The following is an 18,596-nucleotide window of genomic DNA, read 5'->3' on the forward strand; positions in this document are numbered from 1 at the left end:
GTCGCGAGTCGCTCAGCGCGCGGTGGCGGCTGCCTGCTTTTCGAGCAGGAAGTTGCCAATCACCAACGCATCCAGTGGCGAGGTCCAGAACGACTCGATCGCGTCGCGCGGGCTGCATACCATCGGCTCGCCCCGCGTGTTGAACGAAGTGTTGACCAGCACCGGTACGCCAGTGCGCTGCCGGAATGCATCGAGCAGCGCGTAATAGCGCGGATGTTGCGCGGCATTGACGGTCTGCACGCGAGCGGTGCCGTCGACGTGGCGCACGGCCGGAATGCGTTGCGCGGCCTCGTCTTTCACGTCGTAGACGAACAGCATGAACGGCGCCACGCCGCAGTCCTTGAACCACTCGCCGGCGTGCTGCTCCATCACCACCGGCGCGACCGGACGAAAGTCCTCGCGGTCCTTGATGTTGTTGAGCTTGGCCTGCATGTCGGGATCGACCGGCGAGGCCAGAATCGAGCGTGCACCGAGCGCCCGCGGTCCGAACTCCATACGACCCTGGAACCAGCCGATCACGTTGCCGGCGGCGAGTAGATTGGCCGCGGTCGACACGATATCGTCGACTTTGCGGTACGACAGCTTCGACCACTTGAGAAACGCTTCAATTTCGTCGTCGCTGTATTCCGGGCCGAGGTAGGCGTGATCCATCTGCCACTTGCGCTGATTGTCGCCACGTTGCTTGTAGTCGGTCCACAGCGCGGCGCCCAGTGCGGTGCCCGCGTCACCGGCGGCAGGTTGGACCCAGACGTTCTTGAACGGGCTGCGGTCGCGCACGCGTGCGTTGAGCACACAGTTCAATGCCACGCCGCCCGCCATCACCAGCGTCTCCTGCCCCGTCTGCTCATGCAGCCAGCGGCACATGTCCAGCACCGTTTCCTCGAGCACGCGCTGCAGCGAGTGGGCGATGTCGTAATGGCGCTGTTCGATCTCGCTGCCGCGTACACGCTTCGGGCCGAGCAGTTCGCTCCAGTCGACTTTCGCGACCGTGTAAACGCCATCGCCGCGATAGCGCAGCACTTCGCGGAACAGATCAAGATGGGTGGGCTTGCCGTAGGACGCCAGCGCCATCACCTTGTATTCGTCGGAGGAGCGCAGGAAGCCGAGATGCTCGGTGACTTCCTCGTACAGCAGGCCGAGCGAGTCCGGCAGGTCGATCTGCTTGATCCGGCGATAGTCGCCGTTCTCGAAAATGCCGTAGGAGGTGGTGGCGCGCTCACCGCGCCCGTCCATCGTCAGCACCGCCGACTGCTCATAGGGCGCGGCCAGGAAGGCGCTGGCCTCATGCGCCAGGTGGTGATCGACGTAGTGCCACTGGAACTTGAAATCGCCGGAGGCCGGTCGGCGGAAGCGCTTTTCGAGGTGATGCGGTGCACCGTCGACGAGTTGCGCCGGGGCGTTCACGATGAAGCTCAGGAACAGCGGGTCCCACGGCGAGCCGTTGGGATTGTCGGGCGACGACTCGAATGCCTGCTTCGACGGTTCGAGCGGCAGGGTGATCGTGTCGTTGCCGCGCGCTTCCTTCAGCAGCAGCGCGGGATCGTACGAATACGCGACGTGGTCGACGTCGGCCAGCGCGATGCCGGCGGTCTTCAGGCAGAAGTCGATCGCATCGAACGGCAGCAGCCAAGTAGAGAAGGGCAGGGCGCGCTTGGCGTGCTTGATATGCGTGAAGCGTTCATCTTCGGCGGCCGCGATGACGACGCCGTCCTTGATCAGGACGGCCGCGCTGTCGTGATAAACCGCATTGATTCCGAGCGTGTACATGGCTAGTCGGTCGAAGTGAGAGTGGGCGGGGAAGCAGGGGGCGCGATGGCTGCGGCGACGCGCGGCTCTGCGTCTGCTTCTGAGCGGCTTTGAATCGTTGCCTGACGGGCAGTCGGGGGCAGGTCGTCCGCATCGAGCAAGGGGAAGACGAGTGCTGCCGGATCGTCGACAGCCGCCACGTCGCTGTCGCCGATCAGTTCGCCAATGCGGCCAGCGCGCGCTCCGCTCAGGGCGGGAAAATCGTCACCGCCGGTCGCGGCGTCGATCATGATGGGTGCAGCATCACCGGCCGCGGCGTCGCTCGGGAAGGCGTCGGCGGGATGGAACTCGGTATCGTGCCCGTTTGCTGCGCTGCTCGACCAGTTCAGTGGTACCGGATGGGCCGAATATTCCGATAGCGCAGACTGCGCCGACTGTGCCGATCGTACGCTTGGGCGGATGCCGCTGGTCTCGTGCAGCAGATCCAGCGCCGCGGCGATCACCTCGGTGGTGGTGACGCCCTCAAGGCACAGATGATGCCGCTCGGGGCAGACGCTCTTGTAGCACCAGCGGCAAGGCACGTCGTTCGACAGCAGGCGATGCGCGGTACGCCACGGGCCGTGCTGCGGATTGGTCAGCGCATACAACACGACGACCGGCGTCGCGCGTGCCGAGGCGAGATGGAGCGGGCCGCTATTGTTGGTCACGAGTAGCGTTGCGCCATCGATCAATGTCGCGAGTGCGCCCAGCGACAGCGCGCCCGACAGGTCGACGATCGTCGCCGCATCGGCGCCGTCGTCGGCCGTGGCGTCGCCGGCAGCCTGGTTGCGGGCGTCGAGCTCGCGCCGCGCCGCTGCCGCAATGCTGCCGCAGAGTGCCGTCTCATCGGGGCCGCCGGTAATGTAGCAGCGCAGACCGGTGGCGCTGGCCAGTGCGACGATGGTCTCCGTGAATCGAATGGGCGACCAGCGCCGTGATGCCGCCGTGGCGCCAGGATGGAAAACGAGATAGTCCTCGGTCGCCGCGACGCCGCGTTGGCTCAGCGCATCATGCAGCGCAGCGCGACTGTCGGGATCGAGCGCGAATACCAGTGCGCGCGGATCGCCATGGTCCGCGTCGTCGCCATCGTCTTCCGCTGCATGCCCGGCGGTGCCCAACAGGCTTGCATCGTCGTCACCGTCGACGCCCGCTGCGAGGTCCGTTTTTGTATCGGCGCCGCGCGCGAAGCCAGTGCCAACTGCCGTTCCGGCGCGGCTGCCGTCCGCTGACGAGATCGTGGCCCCGATGGCGGCCACCAGGTCCAGTTGACGCTGCGCTTCGTGACGCAGTGTCAGGTCCGGCTCGGTTTCCGGCACCCAGTCGCTCAGCAGGCCGTAAGGATTTTCACGACAGTAGGCAAGCCGACGCGGGATGCCGGCCAGGTGGCACACCATCGCCGCCGGCAACGGATTCTGGCTGTAGACGGTGAAGAGCACCGCCGCATCGAAGTCGCCTTCGGCCAGGCGCCGCACCAGCGCCATCGTGTCCTCCGCGCGTGCCATGCCGTCGTTGCGCGCCCACGGCGGATCGAACTCGATGACCTCGTCGATATATGGGATGAAGCGTGCCACCGCAGCGCCGGAGCGCGACGCCAGCAAGGTAAGCCGTCGTTCCGGAAAACGGCGCTTCAGTGCCCGGAGTGCTGGCGTCGTCATCAGCACGTCGCCCATGTTGTCGGGCCGGAAGCAAAGGATGCGCTGCACCGATGCGTCCCATTGCGTGACGACCGGCGCTTGCGGCCGTGCGTGCGCGCGGCGGGGGGCGGGCAGCGGCACGAGCCCCTCCGACGAGGACGCAATGGTCGATGCACGATCGGTGTCACGCACGGCAGTCATGCTGCCACCCCGAACGTCCGGTCCTGTCCGTTCGCCTCGAACGTTGCTGCCGCGTGGCGCGTCAGGCTCGGGCCCGGGCGGCCGGCAGGCGCGGCGAGCCGCGACGATTGCATGCGCGTCGGCGGCACACGCAGTGGCCGCACCGTCCGCATCGAGCGGAGATTGAGTGACGAGCTGGATTCGACACGACGAGCCTGCGCTTTCGACACGGCGGCGCGTCGTTCGCGCCGAGCATGTCGGGCAATCCGCAGTGCGGCGACGATCGCGCACGCTGCGCCGTGCAAGTCGGCGACGCGCGCATCGGGCTGGCGCCCCGGCCCGTCACGCCACACCGTTTCGTTGCCATTGTCGATCAATACTGCTCGGCATCCGGCCCGATGCGCAGCCTCGATGTCATCGAGAATGTCGCCGACGAACCAACTCTCGGAAAGGTCGATGCGGTGACGGCGCGCGGCTGCCCACAACATGCCCGGTCGCGGCTTGCGACAGCCACATGCGGGCGTGCCGTCGGCTTGGGGTGCATGGGGACAGTAGTAGCAGTCGGTGAGACTTGCGCCAAGCGCGCTGCACAGCACCTGCAAACGGTCGCTGACCGCGGGCAGGGCGTCGGCGCCGAAGCGCCCGGAGCCGATGCCCGACTGGTTGCTGATCACGACCAGCGGCAGGCGCAGACGCGCGAGCATCGGCAACCCTTCCGGCGCGCCGGGCGCGAGTCGGATCAAGGCGGGATCGACGTTGTACGGCACGTCGACGACCAACGTGCCATCCTTGTCGAAAAACACCGCCGGGCGCGGGCGCGCGACACCGCTGCGTCCGGCGGCACGATGCAGCCGACGGCTTGAGTCCAACGAGGACGGCCTGCGTTGGGACACCATGGTCATCGCCGTCAAAGCGCCAGTGGACGCGCATTCGACGAGGCGGTCCGCAGCGTCGCGAATTCGCGGGGTTGCAATTGTTCGATTTCGTCCGGCTCGAGGCCCGCCGCGCGTGCGTAAACGGCCGCCAGTTCGGCCGCGACATTGGCCCACGTATAGCGGCGAGTGGCGCGTTTGAGGCCTGCTTCGCCGAACGACGCCTGCAGTGCCGGGTTGTCCATCAAACGGCCCAACGCCTGGGCCAGCGCCGTCGGGTCGTTCGGCGGGACTAGCAGACCCGTGTCGCCGTCGACCACCGTGTGCTGGATACCGCCTACACGCGAGCCGATCACTGCCGTGCCGCAAGCCATCGCCTCGACGGGCGTGATGCCGAACGGCTCGTACCATGGCGTTGTCACGAACACGTCGCTGGCGCTGTAGAAGTGGCGCAGATCGTTGCGGCCACGGCGGCCAACGAAGGTGATGCGCGACGCGACGCCGAGTGATTCAGCGAGCCCGCGCAGGCGCGCGATTTCGGGCGTGGCGATTTCGTTTGGTATCTCGGAATTGCCGCCGACGACGTACAGCCGGGCCCGTTCACGATGTGCATCGGACAGCGCGGCCAGCGAGCGAATGACGTTGTCCACCCCTTTGCGCGGCACCAGCCGGCCAAGTTGAAGGATCGCGAATTCATCGTCACGCCAGCCGAGCCGGCGGCGCGCCAGCTGACGCGGTTGCGGCGCGAATTCGCTGCTGTCGAAGCCGCATGGCACAGTGTCGATGGAAGCGGCGCTCGCCCCGTATAAATTGATCAGGTCTTCGTAATCCTGCGGGCATTCCGCAACGATGCGGTCGGACTCGGCAACTAGTCGGTCCTCGATCGCGAACCGTTCATCGGGAAAGCCGTCTGCCTCGCCCTGATGAAGGCGCCGCACCTTGCCTAGCGCGTGAAAGGTCGTGACCACCGGGGTGCCGAGCGCTGCCTTGATGCGGAGCGCTGCCAGGCCTGACATGAAGAAGTTCGCATGCACGACGTCGTAGGGCTGACGCTGTCGCCGGGCGAACTCGATCATCCAGTCGCCGAACGTTTCGATGAACGGCAGGAGCTTTTCCTTAGGGACGGCGGTCGGCGGACCGGCGGGCACGTGGATCACGCGCGCGCCGCCGCCCATGCGGCTGATTTCGGGCAGGAGAGGGTTGTCGCGGCGCGTGAAGACATCGACTTGATGGCCCGCTCGGGCCAGTTGACGGGCTACATGCGCCACGTAGATGTTCTGCCCCCCGGCGTCGACGCTGCCAGTCGCCGCAAGCGGCGACGCGTGCTCGCTTATCAATGCGATTCTCAGCATCCGGATTCTCCTTTCTGACTCGGCCGACACAGCCGCGGGCGGGAACAGCAGGTAACGTGCCAGAAGCGTCGCCCATTCGCGGCGGGTCGGAGAAGCGCTTGTCTTATCAAGGGTTTGAAGCGTTGCGTGGCGCCGCTGTTGTTTCGCACGCGGCCACGCACTTGGTCCTGAAATGAACACGGCGGTAACGTGACGCGTAAATCGAACGCTACCGGGACCGCGTCGGCGCTCAAGACAAGTGCCGTTGAAATTGTGGCTTCGTTAGCGGATCGAAAGAAAACCGGCGCTCGGCTGAACCAGAATGCGCGCAATGCGCGGTTGGCTTCAGTGTGCGGACGCGCACGCGCCGAGAGTGTCGAAGCAACGTCGAGGTGCCGCTAGACAGCCGTACGCGAACCGCGCGCTCGTGACCGTGCGTTGGCGCACGCATGCGCGTGATGAGCCGTGCCGCGTCGGCGGCGATGGCCAGCGATGGCGCTTGCAGCCTTATATCTGACGTGACGCGCGTACTCGGCGAGCGCGCCAAGCGTGCTTTTGCCCGGCGGGACCCGCGGTGTCAAGCAACTCTGCGCCGCCGTGTGCTAGGCGGTCGAGGCGTCGCGCGCGCTTCGGCCGCCAGTGACGGAGTCCGACCTGCCTTGAGCGGTGGTCCGTACCCCGCGGCCGTCGCGCTCGCTGGCCGCGACGCGGTCCAGCATCGACTGCACCCGCCTTGAGACCCGGCGGCGTTGACGCAGTGCCCAGGGCAAACCGGCGAACAAGTCGCGCAGGCCCCGCCACAGGACGCGTTCCCGTGCCATCACGCGCAGCGCGCGGGCTAGGCGGCGTAGCGCGGTGCCGAACGGCAAGCGCATCGCAGCGACCCAGACCGCGTTGCGCGCCAGCAGCCGCATGCGGCGGGGCGCGTCGCGCCAAGCCGATGGATGGTGGTGAACCAGTAGCATCGGCGCATATACGATCGACCAGCCGGCTTCGAGCAGATCCAGCGCGACCAGTTCTTCCTCGCCGCCGATGAACAAGCGATCGGTGTAGCCACCGACTTCTCGGAACGCGCAAACCCGGAACACCGAAGCGCCGGCCATGTAGCCAATCAGCAGCGGCCCCGGCATGCCTTCGGCGGCGAGCGGGCTGGCGCTCATCAAGCGGCAGGTCTCGTCTTCGGCTTCGCTGGCGCCGACCGCGATCGCACTGGACAGCACGGCAATCTCGCGATGTGCGTCGAGCAGATTCGCGGCCGTCTCGAGCGAACCGGCGGCCCACCAGGTGTCGTCGTCGCAGAACGCCACATAGTCGGTCGTCACGCGTGCCACCCCGGCATTGCGGCCTGCCGCACCAAGGTTTTCCGGTAGCGCGACGACCGTGATGTCCGGATGGAGACGTTGCAACTGCTTGGCCGTGCCGTCGGACGAACCGTTGTCGACCACGATCAGCGGTACCGCCGGATGCAGGGCTTTCAAGCGCGCGACCGTCTGTTGCACTTCGTGCAGGCGGTTGTAGGTCAATACGACGACCGAAATCCGCGCAGCCCGCAGCGGCGCCGGGCCGGCCGCTGCATTCGCATGCCAGGGCGCGGCGGGCGTCGTCGAGACGGCCGGTTGCAACGTTGTCCCCGCCTGATCGGCGCCGGCATTGCCTCGTTCGCCGAAGGCCAGGCCATCGTCGAGCATGGTCGTCGAGTCGGGGAGAGTGCTGCCCTGTGCGCGGCGGGACGTCACTGTTTCGGTCATGCTTCGTCCTTGTTCGCTTCGATGTTGCGCAGGTGCCAGTAGTGCTCCGGCGCGTCCACGTCGTCGTAGCCGCCGCTGCCGAAGGCCTTCAGCTGGCTTGTATAGGCACCGACCGCGCTGCGTTTCTGCTGTCGCCAGCGCGCACGATGGTCGGCTTCCGCCGCGGGCGCACGGTCGCCTGGTGTCTCGTAGACGAAGGCGGGGGTGGCGCCGATGCCGCGCGCCAGCAACGTTGCAAGGCGGCGTTGGGCGAGCGTCGGCATGCGGCGGTAGAGCGCGTCCTCATAGGCGACGGTGCCGATTGAGGGCACGCGCTCGAAGGCAGACAAGGCCGCGTCCGCACACAGAAGATGGTCGGAGTGGAACAGGCCAAGCGGCGTCACTGCGCAGGTCGGACGATAGCGATCGATCGCCCGCACCAGCGCGGCGGCGACTGCTTCCACGCTCGGCGTCTGTTCGTACTGGCTGTCAAAGAAACCAAGGTTCGCGCTTACCGCTCCCACGCGGTCTAACGCCGCTTCGTTTTCACGCTGCCGCTCGACCATCGCTTCCCGGCTGGTGCGAAAGCCACATGCGCGGTCCCAGTCGGTGGACAAACCCGGATCGGACGGTACCCCGGTGAACACGGTGACTACCACGCAGTCGTCGTGCGACGCGAGCAGTTCGCCGCAGCTGAAGATACCGTCGTCATAGTGCGGCGAGATGAGCAGCAGGCGGTCAGGTGTCTCGGCCATTCGATGTGCGCGTCGGTAATTGCGGGCGAGGGCTGAGGCAGCAAGTCGCGTGCCGCGCGACTAGGCACAAGCAGCGCCACGAGCGGGCAGTCGGCTGCCAATGCGCCCGTTCCCCGAGGCAGCGGATTTTGTCCGAGCAGCCGCTGCAGCCGCGAAAGCCGCCGAGGCCCGGGTGTCCGGGCCTGGACGCACGTCGCCCCGGGCCACGCATGAGACCGGCGCGCTGGCTGGGCGAGGTTGCCGACTGGCGGGCATCGTTGACTGCTCCGTGCTCGCCTGCGGCCGTTGCAGCTTGCTTGCAACCTCCGTTCGCACGTCCCTGGTGCCGACCCGCGGCCGGTTTTTACACGGTTGCTGGATCGCTTTGGCAGTTGTACGCGGTGCGACGCTTCGCCGGGCCAGATGGCGGTACGAGCACGCCGGCCGACGGGACGGTCGCCCGGTGCCCGGCGGTCGCTTCAGGCGCTGCCGTCCTGACCAAGGATCGCCTCGGACAATCGCCGATCGTTGCTCGAATGCACGGCGGTCCGGGCTCGCTCGGGATGGATATAGCGATAGGCGCGGCGCAAGGCCAGCGACGCCTCGTGGAAGCCGGACAGGATCAGCTTTTGTTTGTTCGGGTAGCCGGCGATATCGCCCGCCGCAAAAATGCCGGCTAGGGATGTCTCGTAATGGTGGCAGTCGACAACCAGACGCGAGGCCTCGACCTTCAACCCCCAGTCGCCGATTGCACCCAGTTGTGCCACCAGCCCGAACAATGCAATCACATGGTCGGCAGCCACTTGCGACGGCTGCTCCGGCCCGCTGATCGTGACGGCGCGGAGCCGCCCGTCGGGCGCGTCCAAGGCGCTTACGGTACCGAGGGCGAACGCGATCTCGCCCGCGGCCCTGGCGGCCTCCAGTCGCCGGATGGTTTCCGGCGCGGCGCGGAACGCCGCGCGGCGATGCACCAGCGTCACGTTGGCGGCGGTGCCGCGCAGCGCCAACGCCCAATCGAGGGCCGAATCGCCGCCACCGGCCACCACGACGTTCGCCCCGGCAAAATCGGCCAGACGACGCACCGAATAATGCAGATGCGAGCCGTGCAGCGCCTCGGCGCCCGGCACGTTCAGACGCTGCGGCACGAAGGCGCCGCCGCCGGCTGCCACCAGCACGGCTGGCGCGACGAAGCTCGCGCCGCTTGCGGTGGTGACACGCCAGCGTGGCGCGGCCCCCGCTTCGTCCGCTGCCAGCGCGCCACCGTTAGCGTCTTCGCTGGTCGTGCCGCGTGCGTCCTGCAATGCGACCACTTCGTCACCCAGATGCATCGGCACGTCGAACGGTGCGATCTGTTCGACCAGTCGTTCGACCAGTTCCCGCCCGGTGCAGACGGGCACGGCCGGAATATCGAAGATAGGCTTGTCCGGATACAGCTCGATGCACTGGCCGCCCGGTACTGAAAGTGTGTCGAGAATACGACACGAGAGACCGAGCACCTGCGCCTGGAAGGCGGCGAAAAGCCCGACAGGTCCCGCGCCGATGATCAGCACATCGGCGGTCTGCTCGGCCTGCTGGGGGAAGACGTCGTCCTGCATCGAAATTCCGGATGATTCAAGCGTTTGGTGAAATTGCGACAAACCGTGTAAGAGCGAGTTGTAACCAATTGTGTTATGTCATTTTGTCATGGTAGCGTTCGGCAACAAACCATTACTTAGAAAACCGAGGCGAGCGCATGGCTATCGGCAAGGTCGGGGCCCTGGCAGTGATGACGATCGATACGGCGAAGGCTCAGAACCAATGGTGTTCGGCCTACGTCGTGACGGTGACCCAAGGCGGGTCGCAACGCGTGGTTTTCTACCAGGATATCGCCGACCGTATTTTCGCCGATCGCAGCGCGGCGGCTTCCCATGCGCTGGAAGCCGGCATGGCGTGCGCGCGCGACCTCGGCGACAAGCTGATGGCAGGCGTCGTGCGCCAGCAGGCCTCGCCGGCGGCAACGGTTCTGGCCTGACCGCGACGGTTCTCGCCTGACCGGCTCGGCGGTGTGACCGGGTGAGCGTAGACCATTCGGGCCGCCTGCAGTGGTCCGTTGCGCTGCTTCACACTGCGTCGCGTGTCTTACCGTGCCTTACTGGATCCCGGTAGCAAGCGCGTGACCGCTCGGAAGCGGCGTCCGCCGCAGCGGCCGCATGCTTCGACGGCGCGATCGCGCATCGCGGCCCACCCATGGCTGTCATGTGCCGCGGCGCCCAGCTGCGGCGCCCGCCGCAGCGAACGACGCAGCTAACGATTGACCTGTCGCGTTCCTGACGCGTACAGCCGTCCGAGATTGCCGGGCGACGCGGCCTAACGGCCGACCCGAGCTTCTTTCACGCCTCCCGCCCGCTGGCATCGAGCCGGTGACGACGCCCGCCGCGCCGTTCGCGCAGCCGCTCCAGCAGCAAGTACACCACCGGCGTCGTGTACAGCGTGAGCAGTTGGCTCACCACCAAACCCCCAACGATCGAAATGCCGAGCGGGCTACGCAGCTCGGCGCCTTCGCCGCTTCCGAAAGCCAGCGGCAGCGCGCCGAGCAGCGCGGCCATCGTGGTCATCATGATTGGGCGGAAGCGCAGCAGGCAGGCCTCGAAGATCGCTTCGCGCGCGTTGACGCTGCGCTCGCGGCCGATGTCGAGCGCGACGTCCACCATCATGATGGCGTTCTTCTTCACGATGCCGATCAGCAGGATCACGCCGATCAACGCGATGATGGTCAGCTCGGAGTTGAACAGCATCAGGGCCAGCAGCGCGCCGATGCCGGCGGACGGCAGGGTGGACAGGATCGTCACCGGGTGCAGATAGCTTTCGTAGAGGATGCCCAGCACGATGTAGACGGCGGCCAGCGCTGCCAGCAGCAACAACGGCATGTCCGATTGAGATTGCTGCGCGAGCTGCGCGGTGCCCTGGGCGCTGCCCTGGATGGTCGCGGGTACGCCGATCTCGTCCATCGTCTGCCGGATCGCCTGGAAGGCGTTGTCGAGGGTTACGCCCGGCGGCAGATTGAACGACAGCGTGGTGGCGACGAACGGACCCTGGTGGCTGACCGAAAGCGGCGTGGTGCTGGTGCCGAACTGCGCGAACGCAGACAGCGGCACCATCGTCTCGCGGCTGGTCGAGACCGCCGCCCCGGTCGATGCGCCCGACTTGCCGCGTGAGGCGATCGCATTGGTGGCGGCATTGCGGACTGCCGCCGCCGCCTGCGCCGCCTGCGTGCCGGCCGTGTCGCCGGCCGTGGTGGTGGCTGTAGTGCTGCTGGTAGTGCTGGAAGTCGACGTCAGGTTGCTGCTTGCGCTGCCGCTGGTGCGGCCCGAGGTGCTGACGAAGATCTGCTTGAGTGTCTCGGGGCTCTGCCAATAGGGCGGCGCGACCTCCATCACCACGTGATATTGGTTCAGCGCGTTGTAGATCGTCGAGACCTGCCGCTGGCCGAACGCGCTGTACAGCGTGTTGTCGATCTGCTGCGGCGTGATGCCATAGCGCGCGGCTGCATCGCGGTTGATCTGGATGTTGACTTCGAGGCCGCCCTGCTGGACATCGGAACTGACGTCCACCAGCATCTTGTTCTGTTGCAGCGCCTGTTCGAGCTTGCGCGCCCAGGTGTAGAGCTCGGTCGACGAATCGCCGAGCAGCGTGTACTGGTACTGCGCGTTGCCGGCGCGGCCGCCCGCGCGGATGTCGCCGGTGGACTGCAGGAACAACCGCACGCCGGGCGTCGTCGAGAGCTTCGGGCGCAGCCGGGCGACCACCTGGTCGCCCGACAGCTTGCGATCGGCCATCGGCTTGAGCGTGACCAGCATGAAGCCGGTGTTCGCGCCGCGGCCGCCGGTGAAGCCAGTGACGGTTTCAACGGCCGGATCGTCCTGGACGACTTTCATCAGTTGCGTGAACTTCGTCTGCATCGCCTGGAACGAGATGTTCTGGTCGGCCTGGATGCCGCCCATCAGCTGGCCGGTCTCCTGCTGCGGGAGGAAGCCCTTCGGAATCGCGATGAACAGATAGACGTTCAACGCGACGGTGGCCAGCAGCACCAGTATGACCGGCAGCGGATGGTCGAGCGCGATGCGCAGCGTGCGCGCATAGCCGTCGCGCATCCGCAGCCGCGGCAGCCGGGCGATCCGGAAACGGCCGTCGCGGGGCTTGCCGGCCGCGCCCGCGTCAGGCCTGCCGGCGTCCTTCGGCGGCCGGGCCGGCGCATCGGGCGTCGCTGCCGCCGGCTGCTGCGCATCGGTGCGCGGGCGCGGCGGACGAACCAGACGCGCCGCCATCATCGGCGTGACCGTCAGCGAGACGATCAGCGATACCAGGATGGCCAGCGACAGCACCAGCGCGAACTCGCGGAAGAACCGCCCGACAACACCGCCCATCAGCAGGATCGGCAGGAACACGGCGATCAGCGACAGGCTCATCGAGACGACCGTGAACGCGACTTCGCGCGTGCCGAGCAAGGCGGCCTGCATGCGCGGCCGGCCATTCTCGACATGCCGCGCGATGTTCTCCAGCACGACGATCGCGTCGTCCACCACGAAGCCGGTCGCGATCGTCAACGCCATCAACGACAGCGTGTCGAGCGTGAAGTCGAACAGGTACATGCCAGCGAAGGTCGCGATGATCGACACCGGCACCGCCACCGCCGGCACCAGCGTCGCGCGCCAGTCGCGCAGGAAGGCCCACACGACGAGAACCACCAGCAGCACCGCGATGGCGAGCGTGATCTCGGTGTCCAGCAGCGCGGCCCGGATGCTCACCGTGCGGTCGCCGAGCACCGTCATGTCGACGGCGGCCGGCAGCGACGCCCGCAGCGTCGGCAGCACGGTCTTGATGCGGTCGACGGTGTCGACCACATTGGCGCCCGGCTGGCCGTAGATCATCACCAACACGGCCGGACTGCCGTTGACCAGACCGAGGTTGCGCAGGTCTTCGACCGAATCGACCACCTCGCCGACGTCCGACAGACGGACGGCCGCATTGTTGCGGTAGGCGACCACCAGATCGCGATACTGCTGAGCCTCGCGGGCCTGGTCGTTCGTGTACAGCTGGAAGCGCTGCGCGCCGATGTCGAACGCGCCCTTCGGGCTGTCGGCATTCGCCGAGGCGAGGGCGGCGCGCACGTCCTCCAGGCCGATGCCGTAATGGAACAGGGCGTTCGGGTTCAGTTCGGCCCGGACCGCGGGCAGGGCGCTGCCGTTGATGCTGACATCGCCGACCCCCTGCACCTGCGCGAGCGACTGCTGCATCACTGTCGCCGCGGAGTCGTACAGCTGTCCACGGTCCAGCGTCTGCGAGGTGAGCGCGACGATCAACATCGGCGCGGCGGCCGGATTCGCCTTGCGGTAGGTCGGATTGCTGCGCAGCGCGGCCGGCAGGTCGACGCGTGCCGCGTTGATCGCGGCTTGCACGTCGCGCGCCGCGCCGTCGATATCGCGGTTCAGGTTGAACTGCAGCGTGATGCGCGCGGACCCTCGCGAACTGATCGAGGTCATTTCGCTGACGTCCGCGATGGCGCCGAGATATCGCTCCAGCGGACTGGCGACGGTGGTTGCAACCGTCTCGGGGCTCGCGCCGGGCAGCGTGGCCGTAACCGAGATGGTCGGGAAATCCACCTGCGGCAGCGGCGACACCGGCAGCTTGAAGTAGCTGAAGAAGCCGGCCACCACCAGGCCGATCGCCAGCAGGGTCGTGCCGATCGGGCGGTAGATGAAGATCCGCGACCAGTTCGTCATGACGACCTTCAGCGCGGCGAGGGCGCCGGCGTGCCATCGGCCGGACCACCATCGTCAAGGCCCGCGCCGCGTCGGTCGCCGGCTTGGCCGTCGTTGCCGTCATTGCCGTCATGGCCGCCTTCGCCATCGCGGCGATCGTGGCCACCGCGGCCGCGGCGCGACACGCGCCGCTCCAGGCGGTCGAAGGCGAGGTAGATCACCGGCGTGGTGAACAGGGTCAACAACTGGCTGACGATCAGGCCGCCGACGATCGCCAGTCCCAGCGGCTGGCGCAATTCCGAACCCTCGCCGTGGCCGAGCATCAGCGGCAGTGCGCCCAGCAGCGCGGCCAAAGTCGTCATCAGGATGGGCCGAAAGCGCAGCAGGCAGGCCTGCCGGATCGCTTCGAGCGGCGGCAGGCCGTCGTTGCGCTCGGCATCCAGCGCGAAGTCGATCATCATGATCGCGTTTTTCTTCACGATGCCGATCAGCAGCACGATGCCGATGATGCCGACGATGTCCAGATCGTGACCGGCGATCATCAGCGCGAGCAGCGCGCCAATACCGGCCGAGGGCAGCGTCGAGAGAATCGTCACCGGATGGATGTAGCTCTCGTAGAGCACGCCCAGCACGATGTACATCGCGACGATGGCCGCCAGGATCAGGAACAGTTCGTTGCTCAGCGACGCCTCGAAGGCGAGCGCCGCACCCTGGAAGCGGCTGGTGAACGAGGCGGGCAGCCCGACGGCCTCGCTGGCTTCGCGGATCTGGTCGACGGCCTCGCCCAGCGACGCGCCGGGGGCCAGGTTGAACGACACGGTCGCCGCCGGAAACTGCGCGAGATGGTTGATCACCAGGGGCGAGCGTCGTTCCTCGATCGACGCGATCGCGGTGAGCGGCACTTGCGCGCTGCCGCTGCCGGGCAGCCAGATCGACTTCAGCGCGTCCGCCGAATACTTGAGCGCCGGGTCGACTTCGAGAATCACGCGGTACTGGTTCGACTGCGTATAGATCGTCGAGACGATGCGCTGGCCGAACGCATCGTACAGCGCGTTGTCGACCGTGGCCGGGGTGATGCCGAAGCGAGCCGCGTTCGCGCGGTCGATCGTGATGTAGACGGAGCGTCCGTTCTGCTGCAGGTCGCTGCTCACGTCGGCGAGCGCCGGCTGCGTCGCGAGCTTTTCGAGCAGACGGGGCAGCCAGGTGTCGAACGCCGCCCAGTCGGCGTTCTGCAGGATGAAGCGGTACTGTGTGCGGCCCGCGGTCGAATCGATGGTCAGGTCCTGCACCGGTTGCAGGAACAGGCCGATGCCGGAGACGTCGCTGACCGAGCGATTGATGCGCCGGATGATCTCGCTGGCCGAGGCACTCCGTTCGCTGCGCGGCTTCAGGTTGATCAGGAAACGGCCGGCGTTCAGCGCGACATTGCTGCCGTCCACGCCAATGAATGACGACAGGCTGACTACGTCCGGATCGGCCAGGATGCGGTCGGCCAACGCCTGCTGGCGTTGCGACATCGCGCGGAACGAGACGGTCTGGTCGGCTTCCGAGACGCCTTCGAGCACGCCGGTGTCCTGTACGGGGAAGAAGCCTTTCGGCACGGCGATGTAGAGCAGCACCGTGGCCACCAGCGTCAACACCGCAACGATCAGCGTCAGGCCCTGGCGCCGCAGCACGCGGTCGAGCAGCCGGCCATAGCCGCCGATCACCCGGTCGAGCGTGCGATGCGTGGCGCGCGCGAAGCGGCTCGGCGGCCGCGCCTCGGGCGGCTTGAGCACGTAGGCGCACATCATCGGCACCAGCGTCAGCGCGACCACGGCGGAAATAACGATGGTGACCGCCAGCGTCACCGCGAATTCGTAGAACAGCCGGCCTACCACGTCGGCCATGAACAGCAGCGGAATCAGCACCGCGATCAGCGAGACCGTCAGCGAGATGATCGTGAAGCCGATCTGTCGCGCGCCGTTCAGCGCCGCCTGCAACGGTGTCTGGCCTTCCTCCAGATAGCGCGTGATGTTCTCGATCATGACAATCGCGTCGTCGACGACGAAGCCGGTCGCAATCGTCAGCGCCATCAGCGACAGGTTGTCCAGCGAGAAACCGCACAGGTACATCACGCCCAGCGTGCCCACCAGCGACAGCGGCACCGACAGGCTCGGGATCAGCGTCGCCGACGCGCTGCCCAGGAACACGTAGATGACCAGCACGACGAGCACGATCGCCAGCGCCAGCTCGTACTGCACGTCGCGCACCGACGCCTTGATGGTGGTGGTTCGATCGGTCAGCACATCCACCTTCAGCGCCGCCGGCAGATTCTGCTGCAGGCGCGGCAGCAGAGCCTGGATATCGCGGGCGGTGGCGATCGCGTTCGCGCCCGGTTGCCGCTGCACGTTGATGATGATCGCGGGCGTGCCGTTCATCCAGGCGCCCAGCTCGTTGTTCTCGGCCCCCTGCACCACGGTCGCGACGTCGGACAGGCGCACCGGCCGGCCGTTGCGATAGGCAATGACCGAGTTCAGATATTCGTCGGGACTGGAAATCTGATCGTTCGCGTTGATCGTCAGCGCCCGCGATGGCCCGTCGAAGCTGCCCTTCGGCGTGTTCACGTTCAGGCTCGCGAGGGTCGTGCGCAGGTCGTCCAGCGCCAGTCCATAGGCGGCCAGCGCGCGCGGATTGGCCTGTACGCGGACGGCCGGACGCTGACCGCCCGACAGCGTCACCAGACCGACGCCCGCCACCTGCGAAATCTTCTGCGCGAGCCGCGTATCCGCCAGGTTCTGCACTTCGGTCAGCGGCATCGTCGGCGACGTCAGCGCGAGCGTCATGATCGGCGCGTCCGCCGGGTTGACCTTGGCGTAGGTCGGCGGCGCCGGCAGGTCGGACGGCAAGACATTACCCGCCGCGTTGATCGCCGCCTGCACCTCCTGTTCGGCGATGTCCAACGACAGGCCCAAGTCGAATTGCAGCGTCAGCACCGATGCGCCGGCCGAGCTCTGCGAGAACATCTGGTTCAGGCCGGCCATCTGCCCGAACTGGCGTTCGAGCGGCGCGGTGACCGAGGTGGTCATGACCTCCGGGCTTGCGCCGGGATACAGCGTGCGCACCTGGATCGTCGGGTACTCGACGACCGGCAACGCGGAGATCGGGATGAAGCGCAGGGCGACCAGGCCGGCCAGCAGGATCGCGGCCATCAGCAAGGCCGTGCCGACCGGGCGAAGGATGAAGAGACGTGACGGATTCATCGGGCGCTGACCGGGCCGCCTGTTCAGGGCGCCGGACGCGCTGCGCCCGTGCCTGGCCGCCGGCCATGGCCGCTTCCGTTTCCGCTGCCGCTGGCGCCCGATGCTGCGGCTGCCGACGAGGCCGGGGGCGCGGCCGCCGTCCCCGGCACCGTGATTTTGGCCCCTTCGCGCAGGCGATCGACGCCGTCGACCACGACGGTGTCGCCTTCGGCCAGCCCTTCGCTGATGACGACGCGCTCGGCGTCGGTCAGGCCGGTCTTGACCTTGCGGACGGTGACCGTGTTGTCCGGCTTGACGACATAGACGAAGCTGCCGATTGAGCCGTTCTGGACCGCCGTGGCCGGCACGACAATCACGTCGCGGAGCGTGTCGACCAGCAGCCGGACGTTCACGAACTGATTCGGGAACAGCGCGTCGTCTCGATTTTCGAAGCTCGCGCGCAGACGAACGGTGCCGGTCGAGGTATCGATCTGGTTGTCGACGCTGATCAACCGCCCAAGGGCAAGTTCGCGCGTGTTCGCGCGGTCGTAGGCGGAGGCCGAGAGCGACGCGCCCGCGCGCACCCGGGCCATGACCTGGTTCACGTCGTCCTCGGGTAGCGTGAAGAGCACGCTGATCGGCGCGGTCTGGGTGACCACGACCACGCCGTTCGTGTCGCCGGTCTGCACATAGTTGCCGACGTCGACCTGACGCAGGCCGACACGGCCGTCGATCGGCGAGGTGATGCGCGCGTATTGCAGGTCGAGCCGGTTCGCCTCGACCGCGCCGCGGTCGGTCTTGACCGTCCCCTCGCGCTGCTTGACCAGCGAAACCTGGTCGTCATAGGTCTGGCGCGCAACCGAATCCTGCGCCAGCAGTATCTTGTAGCGTTCGAGATCGCGCCGCGATTGTTCGAGCAGGGCCTGGTCGCGGACCAGGTTGCCCTCGGCCTGCGCCAACGCCGCCTGGGTCGGGCGCGGATCGATCTGCGCGAGGAAGTCGCCACGCTTGACGTGCTGGCCTTCCTTGAAGCCGAGCGAGAGCAGTTCCCCGGAGATCCGTGAACGCACCGTGACGGTGGCCAGCGGCGTGACCGTGCCCAGCGCGTACTTCACGATCGGGACCTCGGCGCGCGTCGCCTTCGCGACCCGCACCGGCTGCGCGACGTTGGCCATCGCGGCGGCGCCATGGCCACCGCGGCCACCGTGACCGCCTCGGCCCGGTGCAGCGTGATTGCGACCACGCAGCACCAGGAAGGCGACGAGCGCGATCACCAACAGTATGACGACGATCAGCCAGATACGGCGCGGTCGCCGGCGCACGGGAGGCACGGCGCGTTCGGAATCAGGATTCTGCATTCGGGACGGTGAGCGT

General features: G+C 67.1%; 11 protein-coding genes. 1 reads left to right on the plus strand and 10 read right to left on the minus strand.

Annotated features, from left to right (window positions below):
* Positions 1-12: 12 nt before the first annotated feature.
* The 7 genes from BLU54_RS12765 to BLU54_RS12795 all read right to left on the minus strand — a co-directional run bounded on the left by BLU54_RS12765 (position 13) and on the right by BLU54_RS12795 (position 9,858).
* Entirely contained in the window at positions 13-1,767 is a 1,755-nt protein-coding gene (locus BLU54_RS12765; RefSeq protein ID WP_091908804.1) for a carbamoyltransferase family protein, read from the minus strand.
* A 2-nt stretch (positions 1,768-1,769) separates the two neighbouring features.
* On the minus strand, positions 1,770-3,620 hold the full coding sequence (locus BLU54_RS12770) for a glycosyltransferase family 9 protein (protein ID WP_091908807.1): 1,851 nt from the start codon (positions 3,618-3,620) through the stop codon (positions 1,770-1,772).
* The gene (locus BLU54_RS12775) at positions 3,617-4,468 is read right to left on the minus strand and encodes a D-glycero-alpha-D-manno-heptose-1,7-bisphosphate 7-phosphatase (RefSeq protein ID WP_328586126.1); all 852 of its coding nucleotides are present in this window, start codon (positions 4,466-4,468) and stop codon (positions 3,617-3,619) included. Before BLU54_RS12775 ends, BLU54_RS12770 begins: the two co-directional genes overlap by 4 nt.
* Before the next feature lie 38 nt (positions 4,469-4,506).
* Positions 4,507-5,820, minus strand: a complete 1,314-nt coding sequence (locus tag BLU54_RS12780; RefSeq protein ID WP_091909230.1) for a glycosyltransferase family 4 protein — start codon at positions 5,818-5,820, stop codon at positions 4,507-4,509.
* A gap of 584 nt (positions 5,821-6,404) precedes the next feature.
* The gene (locus BLU54_RS12785; RefSeq protein WP_235837944.1) at positions 6,405-7,550 is read right to left on the minus strand and encodes a glycosyltransferase family 2 protein; all 1,146 of its coding nucleotides are present in this window, start codon (positions 7,548-7,550) and stop codon (positions 6,405-6,407) included.
* Positions 7,547-8,284, minus strand: a complete 738-nt coding sequence (locus BLU54_RS12790; RefSeq protein WP_091908810.1) for a PIG-L deacetylase family protein — start codon at positions 8,282-8,284, stop codon at positions 7,547-7,549. The genes BLU54_RS12785 and BLU54_RS12790 overlap by 4 nt, the downstream gene beginning before the upstream one ends.
* Before the next feature lie 458 nt (positions 8,285-8,742).
* Positions 8,743-9,858, minus strand: a complete 1,116-nt coding sequence (locus tag BLU54_RS12795) for an NAD(P)/FAD-dependent oxidoreductase (protein ID WP_091908813.1) — start codon at positions 9,856-9,858, stop codon at positions 8,743-8,745.
* Positions 9,859-9,995: 137 nt separating this feature from the next.
* On the opposite strand from BLU54_RS12795, the gene BLU54_RS12800 reads away from it, so the two are divergent.
* Positions 9,996-10,274 carry a hypothetical protein gene (locus tag BLU54_RS12800; protein WP_091908816.1) on the plus strand — a complete coding sequence of 93 codons (279 nt, stop codon included), beginning with the start codon at positions 9,996-9,998 and terminating at the stop codon, positions 10,272-10,274.
* Between the two features lie 358 nt (positions 10,275-10,632).
* On the opposite strand, the gene BLU54_RS12805 is transcribed toward BLU54_RS12800, so the two are convergent.
* Genes BLU54_RS12805 through BLU54_RS12815 form a run of 3 tightly spaced genes read right to left on the minus strand, consistent with a single transcriptional unit; the run spans position 10,633 to position 18,580 of the window.
* Positions 10,633-14,022, minus strand: coding sequence for an efflux RND transporter permease subunit (locus BLU54_RS12805; protein WP_091908818.1), 3,390 nt, complete (start codon positions 14,020-14,022; stop codon positions 10,633-10,635).
* Between the two features lie 8 nt (positions 14,023-14,030).
* Positions 14,031-17,243 (minus strand): MdtB/MuxB family multidrug efflux RND transporter permease subunit, encoded by a 3,213-nt coding sequence (locus BLU54_RS12810; RefSeq protein ID WP_091908821.1) that lies wholly within the window; start codon positions 17,241-17,243, stop codon positions 14,031-14,033.
* A 23-nt stretch (positions 17,244-17,266) separates the two neighbouring features.
* A complete protein-coding gene (locus BLU54_RS12815; RefSeq protein WP_091908822.1) occupies positions 17,267-18,580 on the minus strand; it encodes an MdtA/MuxA family multidrug efflux RND transporter periplasmic adaptor subunit in 1,314 nt (437 codons plus the stop codon).
* Between the last annotated feature and the right edge of the window lie 16 nt (positions 18,581-18,596).

Origin of the sequence: Chitinasiproducens palmae, assembly GCF_900095735.1 — a bacterium.
Classification (GTDB): domain Bacteria; phylum Pseudomonadota; class Gammaproteobacteria; order Burkholderiales; family Burkholderiaceae; genus Chitinasiproducens; species Chitinasiproducens palmae.

Bases quoted from the DNA above. Each gene is read 5' to 3' on its own strand.
- BLU54_RS12800 (WP_091908816.1), top strand. From the start codon at position 9,996: ATGGCTATCGGCAAGGTCGGGGCCCTGGCAGTGATGACGATCGATACG.
- BLU54_RS12810 (WP_091908821.1), bottom strand. From the start codon at position 17,243: ATGAATCCGTCACGTCTCTTCATCCTTCGCCCGGTCGGCACGGCCTTG.
- BLU54_RS12795 (WP_091908813.1), bottom strand. From the start codon at position 9,858: ATGCAGGACGACGTCTTCCCCCAGCAGGCCGAGCAGACCGCCGATGTG.
- BLU54_RS12785 (WP_235837944.1), bottom strand. From the start codon at position 7,550: ATGACCGAAACAGTGACGTCCCGCCGCGCACAGGGCAGCACTCTCCCC.
- BLU54_RS12790 (WP_091908810.1), bottom strand. From the start codon at position 8,284: ATGGCCGAGACACCTGACCGCCTGCTGCTCATCTCGCCGCACTATGAC.
- BLU54_RS12815 (WP_091908822.1), bottom strand. From the start codon at position 18,580: ATGCAGAATCCTGATTCCGAACGCGCCGTGCCTCCCGTGCGCCGGCGA.
- BLU54_RS12805 (WP_091908818.1), bottom strand. From the start codon at position 14,022: ATGACGAACTGGTCGCGGATCTTCATCTACCGCCCGATCGGCACGACC.
- BLU54_RS12765 (WP_091908804.1), bottom strand. From the start codon at position 1,767: ATGTACACGCTCGGAATCAATGCGGTTTATCACGACAGCGCGGCCGTC.
- BLU54_RS12770 (WP_091908807.1), bottom strand. From the start codon at position 3,620: ATGACTGCCGTGCGTGACACCGATCGTGCATCGACCATTGCGTCCTCG.